Genomic DNA, 13,954 nt, shown 5'->3' on the forward strand with positions numbered 1-13,954 from the left:
CTGCTGCTAAGGTAAAGGCACCTGCTAAGGCAGCTACCAAGGCTACTGCCACCAAGACAGCAACAAAGACAACTGCAGCTAAGGTAAAAGCACCTGCTAAGACAGCTACCAAGGCAACTGCCACCAAGACAGCAACTAAGACTGCTGCTAAGGTAAAGGCACCTGCTAAGGCAGCTACCAAGGCTACTGCCACCAAGACAGCAACAAAGACAACTGCAACCAAAGCAAAAGCCCCAGCCAAGACAGCTACCAAGGCTACTGCCACCAAGACTGCAGCAAAGACTACTGCAGCTAAGGTAAAGGCACCTGCTAAGGCAGCTACCAAGAATACCGCCTCCAAGACTGCAACAAAGACTACTGCAGCTAAGGTAAAGGCACCTGCAAAGAAGGCAGCTACCAAGGCTACTGCCACCAAAACAGCAACTAAGACTGCTGCTAAGGTAAAGGCACCTGCTAAGACAGCTACCAAGGCTACTGCCACCAAGACAGCAACTAAGACTGCTGCTAAAGTAAAGGCACCTGCTAAGACAGCTACCAAGGCCACTGCCACTAAGACAGCAACTAAGACTGCTGCTAAGGTAAAGGCACCAGCTAAGACAGCTACCAAGGCCACTGCCACTAAGACTGCAGCAAAGACTACTGCAGCTAAGGTAAAGGCCCCAGCTAAGACAGCTACTAAGGCTACTGCCATCAAGACTGCAACCAAGACTGCTGCTAAGGTAAAGGCACCAGCTAAGACAGCTACCAAGGCTGCTGCCATCAAGACTGCAACAAAGACTGCTGCTAAGGTAAAGGCACCTGCTAAGACCGCTGCCAAGGCTACTGCAACCAAGACTGCAACAAAGACTGCAGCTAAGGTGAAGGCACCTGCTAAGAAAGCCACCGCAGCTAAGAAGACTACTAAGAAGTAATCTTTACAAGTTCACATTTGTTAGTAATTTAAAAGGCCACCCATGGGGTGGCCTTTTCATTAGCACTTTGGCAAAAGCTGTTGCTTAGCAACGGTTGGCTTCAAGAGCTATTTGCTTAGCATTTGTGGGTATTAGTACAGATCTCTTTCGATTTGATCACCCATCTTGTCAAACTCTTTGCCTACTTTCTTCACTGCCTTCTTGGTGCCCTTAACAATATTGTGGCCACCCTTTTGAATACTCTTACCCATGGCCTTAGTGTCTTTAACTACCTGATGGCCAGCATGGTTAATATCTCGGTTAAACTGAGCACGCTTGTTGGCAGAACATGCTGTAAGTAATGCCATAGCAACTACAGCAGTAATGGTAATTAACTTCATAATCATCCCTTTGCTATCAAGCGATAGCCTTGTCCTAAATCTTTTGCACTGCTGACCTTACATCAGCACTTTCTTTAGTATAGCTTATTGAGCTTCAAACTATTGAACCAGCGGTACTTTAACAAGCTCTATACAACTAAAAGGTTCACTCATGCCTGTTAAGCTGCGTAGCTTCCTGTTATCAAGCTACCTCTATGTGTTGCTCTGCCTTGGGTTGCGTTACACACTGGGCTCTTTTTACTACCTTTTCGGGTCAATAACAGCTATAGCAACACCTCTCAAGAGTTTCGCTTATCGACTAAAGAACATTTACCACCTGCTGCCTCTTGAATTTGTTATATCCGCAAGGATAAACTTCTTTGAGGCTGTAGATCGTTTTCGTTGTTTGTGATAAGCGCTTAAGTTTATTCACCTTTGTCTTATCCACACCCAGTGGCTACAGGGCCGTATTCGTCTTTACACGGCCAGCTGCGTTTAGCCTAGTAGCTCTTTTTTATGCTGGCTGCTTTTGGCTTGGTGGGTGTTTTTTATGCCTGCGGCCTTCGAGATTTGTGGGTAGTTAGCTACAGAGGATTGGACGAGAGCTGCCTACCCTGCCTTTGACATGGGTGCTTATAGTTGCGTACTAAGACTAGACTAAGTCTCTTAACATATGATGGAGAGTGCAATGCCTAAAAAGTCTTGCTACGTATGGCTAAGAGTGCTTACGTGAGGTGAGACTGAGAATAATTTAGTGAGATTAAGGCTCTATATCCTCACTTGCTGGGAAAGTCAGTATGTGACGTTTGTTGAGATATGGTTAGATGCTATGACACACAAGCTGTTGTGGCATGCTATGGATGGCGATAATCTGTCTTTATGAGCCTGAGTGCAGGCATTGCAACCAAATAATAAGGCCAGGATATTCAATTGCTAATGTGCAGTATGACTGCAAGTGCTTCTTGGTTGGGTTTAACTGATGCAGCTTAGGATGGAACTAGCTGTACGATTTTATGATGAGTGCCTATGAAAACTGCTTTACAAATAGTAGACCAGATTAGATCTCTAAAACTTGATGTCGATGAGATCAATGCTTACAACCATCTAGCCGTATTCTTAGGCTTTATGATAGAGCAAGAGCTCGTAGACCCAGACCTATTGAGCACTTTACAGGACAAATACGGCGATTTGCGCTTTGTAGATTTGCGTAACGTCATCAAGGATGACTTAGGCTCAGACCTTAATGCCGACATGTTTACTGACGAGGGTGCAGAGTTTTTCAATTACTATGTAGCTGAAGGCTCATCTGGTCCTAACTTATATGAGGATCTCAACCTCTTTGCTCTTGAGTGCTTTGGTGACTATGAAAAGGCCTACCACAAGTACCATGGCATGCCTTATCTCTTTATTCCATACGATGAGTTTATTGAGACTGCTAATCAGTACCTTGAGGCCCGCTTTGAGTCCTTTAACGGCCTTGAGGTGATTGAAGATCCTCACCATGAAGAGCTTGCTGAAGTTTTTATGGAATATATCAGCCCTGAGAGCAAGTTTATTCCATCTGTGAACGATGACGACAGTATTGCTGCTCAATTTGCTTATCAGAATTTAAAGGGCAAGATTGAGGGCTTTTATCCTGTGCTCGTAGCAGTTGAAGAAGAGCTTTTGGAGCGTTTAATCGTACAATCAAGCCCATCTACTGCCAATGATGATGTATTCCATTTCAATGTCGAGGAAGTAGAAGATAGCCGTCGTCGTTTTATCGATGAGGCTCAGGACATGATCTCTTCAATCGACGACATCTTCGGGTCTTTACAAGATCAGCGTGAGACCGAGCTTAATGAAGAAGGCCTAACTTTAAATGAGATTAGAGGCAACTTTGACATTGCCATGGATGGCGGTGATCCTCTTAATCTTATCAACTCAACAGAATTTGACTCATATTGGACTGGTGAAAATGACACCACTGCTCCTTTAGTTCTGAGCAATCTTAAATTAGAGCATCCAGCCCATATTCTGGCCCATATCCCATTTGGTCCATATAACGATTGCCCAGAGCCATCCATGTCTGTGGCCATTGCTCACTATTTTTACGAAAAGTATGGTGCAAGAGTAGCTGTCATTACCTCTGATTGCATTGAGTTTACCCTCGATGAGCCACTTGAAGAGGACGTAGCTATGCAGGCTGCTGAGGAGCTCTTCTTATTCTGCCCACGTGCTCTTGAGCAAACTCAAGCAAGTAATGCCACCATTGCCGACCTTGCTGAGTACTTAACTCGTGCCCAAGTCTGGACTTGCCCATTTGGCCTTGCTAGCGACGATGAATACGATCCATATGCCGACGATGCCAACTTTGATGAGTACTAATCTCACCAAGCCTGACCATCGTAACACCTAAGCTACATCATCTAGCTTAGCTACAAAGCCATGCTCCCATCATCGAGCATGGCTTTGTTATTAATATCCCAACCAAAAAACCAACTGCAAAACTACCTATTTAAGCCTATCCTCAATGCCAGTAGTTAATTACTGCCTGCCTCGAGTTAACGACTCTAACCGCAAAAGCCCAATACAACCTAGGCCAAGCCATGCCAAGCGTGGCCAAGATTAGATAAGCTCAGTCTTGCACTTCATCCCTTGCAACTGCCCCTGAAGTGCCTCATGCGTTTTCTTTACGGCTTGTGGAAGTGTCCAGCTTGCTTCAAGTTAGCCCGGCATAGCCTTAAAAAGGGCCTCACATATTCTTATGGGCCTTTGTAGTCTGTCTGACCATGACTCAAGTATCTGCCACAGCATGAGCTTCAAAAGCCAATGGATCTTGAAAGCATATGCCCTAGCCAAACTTATGGGCAACCTTAAATAGCTATCCTTCAAAGCTGTTCAGAAGGCTCTTGTTGTTATTAATCATGACAATCAGCCTCAGCTCAGCATTAGCTGCCTCCATTACATTGCTATATGCTGCAGCGTCTAATTTGTGCTGGTCTATGCCTTAGTATGTGCCTCAAGAGTGATGTGTGCATGCAGTCTGTAGCTGCAGCTTAATGTGCTTCATGAGCTGCCTTACATCTAGTGCTACAAGCTTCAGACACTAGTGTTCTTAGTAGCAGCTAAATGAGCTGGAGTGGCTCTAAAAGCTTATGCCCATGTTTTTGGATAGGAGTTTGCTGGTGGTGCATCTGGTGAGTGTTGCCACTTTTGTGTTCTTGCTATGCTTGTGCACTGTAGATGATTGGTACTGTGTATTGATGCCTAGAGCGATTTAGTTGGGATCTGCGTCTTTTTATGATGCTTAGTGCGGCCTGATGAGGGGGTAATTGTCCTGAAAAGGGAATTTCGATGGCTACAAAACAAGCATGGGGCAAAATCGGTCAAATTTAGTTTGTCTTGGTCATGGTAGTAGTGCTGTTGGTGCTCTGCAGGAGCTATCTTGGCATAAATGGCGTGTCTATGCTGTTTGCCAAGACGATTGGGGCTGGGCTTGGCTGAGATCTGGTGCTGCTAGTGTAAGTTTGTATGACCGAGTTGTGACTCGTTAATGAGAATCTCAATCTAAGCAAGGGTTTTGATGGGCATATTACATTACAATGAATGAACATTCATTTATTGTAATGTAATATGCTTTGCATGCTGCTTATGCATGATCTATTGCTCAAAAACCCCTAATTTATGCGGGTTAAATACTTTGATCGCAGTGGTGAAAGTCCTCTTAACTGTACATGAGATAATTTATGCCGTGTTTTTGATGACCAGCTATCAAGTAAATTTACATGTTTACCTTGATTGATGGGCACTTTGACACAGGTGGGTCTTAGACCTTCATACTTTAACTGCTAACTTAATTAGTGCTTGGTCTACTTAGGTTTTTAAGCAAAGCCTAGTACCTGTCATTAAAGCTAGCTCACTTAAAGAATTACTCTCAAATGGGCTTTAACTTTTTTGTCAGGTACTGCTTAGAAGATCACATGCATGAGCGTCAGCATCTGCCGTATTTACTTAAATGCTTATGTATTGAGTGCATGGATACGCACGACTAGCTTAAAGCTAACAAACACTGTCGTAGCAAAGAAATACATTCATCAAAGCACACTAACGGACAAAGTTAATCACTACTTGAGCCACCCCATTGCATGTTTAGCAATGCCGATGACACGATGTATTGCCTTTATGCCTCTTAATAAGCAGCACAAAAGAGCATAGCTATACCTAATCACCATCAGTTCATGGTCTTAAAGCATAGTTACCAAAGCCTTATACAAGGCCTTGTCATATGTAATAGCAAAAGTCAGCGGCTTAAGCTCTTACATTGCTGTTACTGTGATTTTAAGCATTATCATGCATAGCCGTGGTACCTAGCTCCTCTTTGGCTATTGATACGCCTAGCATGGTGTTATCTTGTGCACTGCCGTAGCTTTCAATAGCTGTAGCTGCAGGTTCACTCTTGCTAGTGCGGTGATATTGCTTGGGGCTGTTGCTAAGACCTTAGCTTGGCGCTTTAGTCATGCCTTGTTCCTAGGCTTTGCTATGGCCTTGGATTGGCCTTTTTGGCTTGGCTGTGGCTTTTGGGCTTAGCCTTATTGGCTTGGCTTGGCTTGGCGTTGGGTCGGTGGTGTGGTCTTTTAGATCGGTGGCTACTTGCCTAGTTAATGGTAGCGGTTTTTATATCAATCAGGGAATGTACATGTCATCAAACAGCGTTCACTCAGTTAATAACACACGTGAACTCTATACTGAAGCAACTCGTCAAAGCCTTATGCATCATATAGTAAAGTATTTTGGCGAGCCAGATCTATTTCTATCTGAACGTGTATCCCCAGATATATGCGTTGAAATCGCTGTTATCGAGCCTACACCCAACCAAAATTTCTACACTTTAATCACCTTGGGCATGGGTGCTCACAAGATGAATGTGCCTGAGGATTTAGCTGACCAACAAATCGAGCGTGGTGAGCTCGTGATGCTGCTTGATCCTGACTGGGAAGTGCCAAGTCATGAAGATCAATTCTACTGGCCACTTCGTCTTTTAAAGACCTTAGCAAGGCAGAGTATTGAAGATCCTGAGGTATTTTTATCCTGGGGTTATCGTTGGTCTAATGGTGAGCCATTTTGTAAAGAGACTGAGCTTAACTCTATTGTCTTAAATACTCTCTTTAAGGCATTTGACACAGAGGCTCAAGCTTGTCATCTACCTGATGGTGACATCATTAATTACTACTTCGTGTGGCCTTTATACCAAAACGAGTATGACTTTTTACTCGAAAATGGTCGTGAAGAGTTTATGAATGCCATGACCTATGTCACCCCGATTACCACAAATGATCGAGACAATGGCATTAGCTCAGAGGCGGCCTATGGTGCCGTAGTCATGGAAGATGCACGTTGGCATGCCTACTCTATTGAGAGTAAAAAGCTAAAAGTTGAACCCTTAGCTGCAGCTAATCACTTAGCCATCTACTTGCGCTTTGCCATTGAAAATGACCTCATGTGTGAGCCATTTCAGGAGAATGCTAGTGCCATAATAAATCAAGTAAAGACTGGTGAGGTTACTGATTTAAGGCACTTTATTCGTCAGGTATTAAACGGCATTCTTGACCGTCGTATCTTTAATTCATTGGGTATGTCATTTAATCAGTTCTACTTCTCTGAGAAGTCCAACCCAATGTATGCAAAAGACGTGGACTCGTACTCACTAAACTATTTTGGTGTCAAGCGTTATTACTCTGGAGAGTTTCAGGATGAGGCCTATCTCTTTGTGCCTTTTACCGAGGAGTACTATCAAAACCAAAAGCAAATCATTGAACAGCGTTTTCATGATTTTATTAACATGCGTACTAGTCCGAATACCGAGAACTTCCTACTCTATCGTTTCTTTAGACGTTATTTAGGAACTCAGTCTTGGTATATACCTGGCATGAACTCAGATTGCATTGTCTCCACAACCTTGCGTGTAGGCCATAGACAAATGCTCAGTTCTAAAGAAGTCCCAGTTATCATTGAGCTTAGCCATGAAATCTACCAAGACTTCATTAAGACTATCAAGGACACAGCTCCATCTGTTCCTTATGCAAATGCACAAGATGCTGCAGCTGATAGCTTAAATGACGGCTGCTCTACCCATAATCAAGATGCTTTGCATGCTTTAGGTAATGGGTTAAATCAGAGTCATGATGAGACAACTCCCCTGTATGACAGCCATGGTCGGGAGCTTGCCTTAAACAAAGATGCCATGCGTTGTGAGGATGGCTCGTATAATCTGCACTACTATCCAATTGCCCAAGATCAAGGCGATCCTTATGACATGGATATGGCTGTAGTTAGACACTTTAGACAGCAGGCTCTCAACACACCTCCAGTGCTCTTTGAGTCCACTATCTTTGGTGCCTTAAGTAAGCTCAAAGCAAAGTTTCCTGAGCTTGCCTCCTACGGGCCAAAGCTTAAGCGTATCTACAATGCTATGCGGGCATTTTCAGTTGATAAAAATGCCGATGCTGATACCCAAAAGAGACAGCAATACCTCTTTGATGCTATCCAAGATCCTCTGCACTGCTCTTTAGATCCTGAGGTAGTGGCAAGCCCAGCTGTTGGCACAATCACTTGCTCTAATCCATACGATCTCGTTACTTTTTACCAAAATATTGAACGAACCTTCACTAAGAGCATGATTGCTATCGACTTGCCAGTTGCTCGTCCATGGGAAGTCTTTGCCTATATGCCTTATGGTCCAAAAAACGGCCTCTTGCCACATCTAACCATAGCCATGGCATACCATTTTTACATCTACTATGGGGCCATGCCAGCTATCATTTGCAAAGACTCCATTGAGTTTTGCATGGGCAAGGTATTATCAGACAAGCAGCGTGAGCAGCTTATGATGGAGCTTACCGCAATTTCAGGTGGTGTTTATTACGAAAGCCCTTATGAGCTGCAAGCCTCAAGTGAGGCCATCTCCACTATGCTTATGCGTAGAAAGAGCTTTACCGTGCAGTTCAATAACCCTACTCTTTTCAAATAAGCCCCATAAGCGTGGCCTCAAGCCACGCTTTATCCACCAAACGTAACTCAACCTGCCTCTCCATTTATCAGCTTGATTGCTGCATAAGCTGCACAGGCACACTTAGCCTCTGTTGAGGATAAGCAGTGCGTATTCATGGCTACATCCATAGCCTAAGCCAAAGCCAAAGCCAAAGCCATGGTAGTCCTGTTAATTGCTCCTTAGTGCAATCCTGCCAAGATAGATGCACTAGCCTGAGATCCACTTGCTCTATCCACAGCTACTTAGCAAAGCAATTTAGCTAGCCACAAATTCATTGCCCACAACATGCCAAAAGCTCACTACGTCAGCTAAGCTGAGTTCATGAGCTCTTCTGCAAGCTATTTCAAGCAATTCAGCAGCGTACTCACAGACCTCATATACCTAAACAGCCGCTTTATTTGGCCAATTGAGCGCATATCCGCTGCCGCTTTGAAAAGTTGCAACAAGCACTGAAGCCTATAGCTGCAGACATGTCTTTGGGCTCATTTTACTGCTGCAGCCCAGTAGTTTAGTTGCGAGCTCGTAGTTTAGTCCTTCTATGCTCTTTCTTAGTCTAAATCAGTGAGTTTGGCAGCTTGTGCATGGCATGCAGCCTGCTGAGCTCGGCTCTATGCTGCGAGGTGGTAGTGACTTTGTCTTTGCATGGTAGAGAAGGAGACGACCTGCCTAATGGCTCAAAGATAGCTGCCTCCTGAGCATATGGGCTTTAGGACTTGGTGGGTATTAGAGTTATTTGACAGCAACGATGAGTGTCTACATGAGCTTATGTTCCAATTTGTTTGAGGGACGTACTTAGATGCTTGAAATTGTTGCAGCTTAGGTGTTTTATCTGTTGCTTTGCAACCATCAAATGCCTCGCTTAGCTCGGTGCTAGACCCATTTGATATGGGGCTCGTCACAATTAATTAATTAGGTATTGGTTCTAGCCTCATAACGGTGCTAGTGTAATCACTCAAGTCTATTAATTACTGTTAATTGCTCTAGTTGCCACTATCACATACACCATTTATGAGTGTTCTTAAGCTTGGCTCTGCCTTCTTGCCTCGGATCGGTGACTTTGCTCTGCTGCGCATTTGGGGTCAGCATCCATAAGCAAGGTTTGTGGTGCTGCGGCTTTGCGTTGCTGTGCTTGGCTTGGCATGGCTTTGCTTTGAACTGCAGTGCGTTGCGGTTACGTAGTTGGCTGCGGTGCCTGGTGATTGTGCGGCTACTATGCTTAGTGGTTCTGATAGCTAGAGTGGTTGGTAGCAAGCATAAGCTATGGAAAGATGGAGTTCATCATGGATCTACTAGAACAATGCCAGCTGTGGCTTGAGGAACAAAACTACCTTAGGATTATTGAGGCCATTGAGCTGATTCCTCAAAGCAGTCGATCTTCTGATGAGAACTTACTCCTTGCTCAGGCATATAACTACTATGGAATTGAATGCGGTGATCTTGGATACATTGAGAAGGCTTGTGAGACTTTTGCAAGTCTTAGACAACATGTACAAACTACCATTAGCTTCCATAGGCTCTATGGCGATGCATTATTTAACAAAGGTGACCTAGCTCGAGCTTTAGATCAGTACCTTGATGCGCTGCGTATTAGCAAAGACGACAAGAGCGAACAGACACAGTATCTCTTAGATAAAGCCCACGATTGTATTGATCAGCTCAGCCTCTTACTTGGCCATGACAAGCAAGCTCGTGGTGGCTTTGGTCAGGTATGCTTTGAGACCTATAAGCACAAGGTCAAAGCATCTTGGGATAATATCCTCAAGGTCAGCAGCAAGATTAAAGATATCTTTGAAGAAGCTGTTGCGCAAAAGAAAGTGACTGGCACTTATGGTGATACGAGCGAAGTCGTCCCTCTCTTTAGCAATGCTCTACTGATTAACAAGGGCTTCTTAATCACTTTCCATAATGATATTGGACAAGTTGAAGTTACTTTCATCTCACAAGGTAACAGAGAAGAGCTCTATGAGCTGGTATATTTTGTCCTCCAATGCCCTGATGAGCTTTTAAACAACAACGACTGGCGCTTTAGTATCGACAAAGGCCCTGCACAAAAGCCTATCTACCGCAACAACTTATTCACCATTAAGAGTGTTGAGACTAAGGTAGCTATCCTTCCTCCAATTAATGATTATTCTAAGCAAGTAAGACTTAAGGTCTGGTCACCAAGTGTTGGTCTGTACCTCAATGATGAAGTCCGTGGTCCTATAGTCTATGAGGCTATGCATGACCTTGTGCAATATGCTTTAGGTCAGATTGCCTATCTTGCCTTAGTAGAAGACATCATATGCGTTAGTGATGAGTATGAGCTAACCTCTTATGAGTATGACGAATCTATCGGCGTTGTCACTTTAGATGAGCTCTTTGACAAGCTTAATCAAGCTGGCTACAACGCTTCCATTAATGCTAGAGAGTATCTAAAAGATTGTGAGCTAAAGTACGAAGATGATGGTCTTACCAACGATGTACAGCCAATGCGTGCCGATGTGTTCCAAGGCTTTAGCTCCATACCAAGTAGCATCAGCGAATATTGCACCTTTAGACATGAGACCTTTGCCACCCGTCTTGATGATGGCGTTGCTCCAGGCTTTCTAGGCATCGAGCTCGATAGAGATGAGTACTTTCAGCCTGAAAAATATACATATGACGATGACGGTAAATTTATTTCGGCTGTTATCTCCGATTATGTCTGTCCAGAAACTGCCCTTGAAATGGCGTTTAAAGACTTCTTCTGCAATGGCTCATTTGCCACCGTACATTGCACTGGTACCGCCACTGGCCGTAAATACATCTATATCGACTTTATCTGCTACGACTTAAGTCCTGACTTTATCAAGCAGCTTAAGAAGTTTGTAAGCTCTGTCCGTTATATCAAAAGCGCATTTTATGCCCCGATGTGTGCACTGATACCACCTGTCTTCTTAACCCGTGCTACCAAAAAGAAAAAGGAGCAATTTAACATTCGCCTTGAAGACTACATCCTAGGCAAAGACCTCTAAAGGCAGCCCAAGGCAAGAGCCCAAGCTTTATCATTGGATGTCTGGTAACGAGAGTAATTTAAAAAATCTGTGCTTTTGAATGCCTAACAATAACTATACTCATGCCTCACCATGAATTTGTCAGTCTTTAAAGCTATTTGATGGGGACTTGTTGTCCCCCTTAATTACCACCATCTAGCAGCTCAGCCAGGCTCTTAGTGCTTTGATATTTGGTGCAGTACTCTTTGATGCAGAACTGTTTGGCGTTTGAGCCCTTTTGTTGCCTATCATCACTTTCGAGTTTTGCCGTGTGGTATTTAGCTTACTTAGCTTAGCATGACTTATGTGAATTACTCAGCAATAGGCAATAAATGTGCTTACACTATGCCTTAAGTAGCTTGCTACTGAGAGCCGGGTGATGGCGTGATTTGTAATGGCGGCTGTGGTAGCGTTTATGGCCGCTTGCTGGACATCAAGGTTAAAAATAGTATCTTTGTGCATGAAAATATCATCAGGACTATAACTTTTATCAGATACGGCTTATCATAGTGCCCTTTGCGCTAAGCTATGCATAGCACGTCTTTAATTTGTGGTGGCTATCTTACTGATTTAGTGTTGGTAGAGCTTAAATATGCTCACTTTACTGCGCTTATGGTAGTGGCAAGCAGCTCTATGAAGTTGTGCGTTAGCGTATCATTGTAGCTCTAGCCTTCGGAATATGTTTGCTAGGCAAATCGAGGTTAATGTTGTGAATCTGATGGAACAGTGCAATCAATGGCATCAGGAACGCCAGTTTAAGAAGATCATTGATGCTATCGAGGCTATACCTGAACATGCTCGTTCAACTGAGCAGATCATGGAGCTAGCCCGTGCCTATAACAATTACGGTCTAGAGCATGATTACAGCTATTTTGAAAAGACTTTAGAGCTGTTACGACCTATTATGCAAAAGATGCGTCACTCGCCTAACTTCTTTTTACGTTACGGTTTTGCTCTCTTGCATACAGGCGCTATTACTGGGGCTTTAGAATGCTTCTTAACCGCCTTAAGATTCATCGACAAAAATGATCACGACAATATCATGCGAGTCTCTTTAACTAAGCTTGCTCGCATGTGCTATGACCGTTTAGGCGACTTAACTGACTTTGTTAGCTTCAACTCCAAAGTTAAGCAAACCTGGGCTAACTTAAAGCAGATTAGAGATGAGGTGTACAACAGCTTAAGTCAGCCTAACATCAGCGAAAAAGAAGCCACTGAAATTGGCTCTAAAGTGGCTGAAGCTTTTGTTTTTCGCAAGAACTTCTATGTCGCCTATCTTAAAGACAGCAAGAAGATTGTTTTGACCATGCTCTGCGGTGGCTCTAAAGAAGATCTCTTTGAGATGAGCTACTTTGTCTCCCAACGACCAAAGAGTTTTTTCGGTACCGACTCATGGGAGTTTGTGATCGATACTAAGCCGATTCCCAAAGCAATGGTACGCAATAGTGTCTTTACGCTTAAAGCAGAAGAGATTCAAGTAACTATCTGTAATGGCAAGCGTTCTACACGCTTTGCTGATGTGTGTCTGTGGGCCCCAAGTGTTGCTCTCTACCTTAATGATGAGCGTCGCGGCCCTGTGGTCATGGAGGCTATCACTGGCCTTTTAGACTACTCTTTAGGCACTATCTGTCGCATGGCCTTTATCGACAATGTAAGGATTGCAACTGAAGAGCGAGATCTAACCCAAGGTGAGTACAACGAGGAGCTAGGCGTCTTCACCCTTGATAAGCTCTACGAGAAGATGACAGCAATTGGCTTTAATACCGCCATCACTGCCAATGAGTTTTTAAAGCAAAGCTATTTATCTTATGACTTTGACGGTAACGATCAGCGTTATCAGCCAATGCGCTTTGATGTCTTTATTGGTTCTACTGCAGTTAACTCATCTATCCATGAGTACTACAACTATCGTTACGACATCTTTGGCCGCTTACTTGAAGATGGCACTATTCCAGGATTCTTTGGCTTTAAGCTTAGCCATGCTGTCTCAGATGAAGCCTTTGCTAGCGAGATGATTGGAGTACGTGAGCGTTGCGAGAAGTTCTTTAGTGAGCTTAGTGACCTTCCAGTCCAATTTACCGGCGGTGCTACTGGTTGCAACTATTGCTACATCGACTTTCTCAACTACGAGTTTTGCCAAAGCTTTTTAAGCATGGCAAGCGAGTTCTTTGAGCAAGAAAAGAATGTCTCTGAGGCCTTCTATGCCCCACTATGTGCAGGTGTTAAAGCTACCGTTCTAAAAGGCCCTGGCGAGCTTGTAAGCGAATTTACCGACGGCATCGAGCAATACGTGCTTGGTAAATACGCTACCATGTCCCAAGGCAAATAACCCCAGAGCACAAACCCAATCAAACTACACACCTCATGGGCAGGCTCTTACAAGCCCTGCTCATGAGCACGATACCTCGCGATCACGCGCCCCATCAAGCACTCTACAGCCATTACTGCAGCTGCTTATTGAGCTATCCTCCATAGCACCATCAATCATTGGCCTAGCAAGCCAGCCAATAGACTCAGGCACTATCACAGGCCCACACCGCAGCCTCATCCATGTGTCAAATGTCAGATGACCCATGACCCATGACCCATGACCCATGACCCATGACCCATGACCCATGACCCATGACCCATGACCCATGA

General features: G+C 44.1%; 6 protein-coding genes. 5 read left to right on the forward strand and 1 reads right to left on the reverse strand.

Going from position 1 to position 13,954, the window contains the following annotated elements; translation table 11 throughout:
• A partial coding sequence (locus RDO37_RS06085; protein ID WP_308498449.1) for a hypothetical protein occupies positions 1-911 on the forward strand: 911 nt, incomplete at its 5' end.
• A gap of 131 nt (positions 912-1,042) precedes the next feature.
• Here the strand turns inward: RDO37_RS06085 and RDO37_RS06090 are convergent.
• A complete protein-coding gene (locus RDO37_RS06090) occupies positions 1,043-1,291 on the reverse strand; it encodes a hypothetical protein (RefSeq protein WP_303074946.1) in 249 nt (82 codons plus the stop codon).
• 1,005 nt (positions 1,292-2,296) lie between these two features.
• Here RDO37_RS06090 and RDO37_RS06095 point away from each other — a divergent pair.
• From RDO37_RS06095 to RDO37_RS06110, 4 genes are all read left to right on the forward strand, one after another.
• The gene (locus RDO37_RS06095) at positions 2,297-3,637 is read left to right on the forward strand and encodes a DUF4253 domain-containing protein (RefSeq protein WP_308498450.1); all 1,341 of its coding nucleotides are present in this window, start codon (positions 2,297-2,299) and stop codon (positions 3,635-3,637) included.
• Positions 3,638-5,948: 2,311 nt separating this feature from the next.
• Positions 5,949-8,279 (forward strand): suppressor of fused domain protein, encoded by a 2,331-nt coding sequence (locus RDO37_RS06100; RefSeq protein WP_308498451.1) that lies wholly within the window; start codon positions 5,949-5,951, stop codon positions 8,277-8,279.
• A gap of 1,301 nt (positions 8,280-9,580) precedes the next feature.
• On the forward strand, positions 9,581-11,296 hold the full coding sequence (locus tag RDO37_RS06105; RefSeq protein WP_308498452.1) for a hypothetical protein: 1,716 nt from the start codon (positions 9,581-9,583) through the stop codon (positions 11,294-11,296).
• Positions 11,297-12,023: 727 nt separating this feature from the next.
• Positions 12,024-13,643: a hypothetical protein gene (locus RDO37_RS06110; RefSeq protein ID WP_308498453.1), complete on the forward strand. Its 1,620-nt coding sequence runs from the start codon at positions 12,024-12,026 to the stop codon at positions 13,641-13,643.
• Positions 13,644-13,954: the final 311 nt, after the last annotated feature.

It is taken from the genome of uncultured Anaerobiospirillum sp. (genome assembly GCF_902485895.1).
GTDB classification, from domain to species: domain Bacteria; phylum Pseudomonadota; class Gammaproteobacteria; order Enterobacterales; family Succinivibrionaceae; genus Anaerobiospirillum; species Anaerobiospirillum succiniciproducens.

Bases quoted from the DNA above. Each gene is read 5' to 3' on its own strand.
- RDO37_RS06090 (WP_303074946.1), bottom strand. From the start codon at position 1,291: ATGAAGTTAATTACCATTACTGCTGTAGTTGCTATGGCATTACTTACA.
- RDO37_RS06100 (WP_308498451.1), top strand. From the start codon at position 5,949: ATGTCATCAAACAGCGTTCACTCAGTTAATAACACACGTGAACTCTAT.
- RDO37_RS06105 (WP_308498452.1), top strand. From the start codon at position 9,581: ATGGATCTACTAGAACAATGCCAGCTGTGGCTTGAGGAACAAAACTAC.
- RDO37_RS06095 (WP_308498450.1), top strand. From the start codon at position 2,297: ATGAAAACTGCTTTACAAATAGTAGACCAGATTAGATCTCTAAAACTT.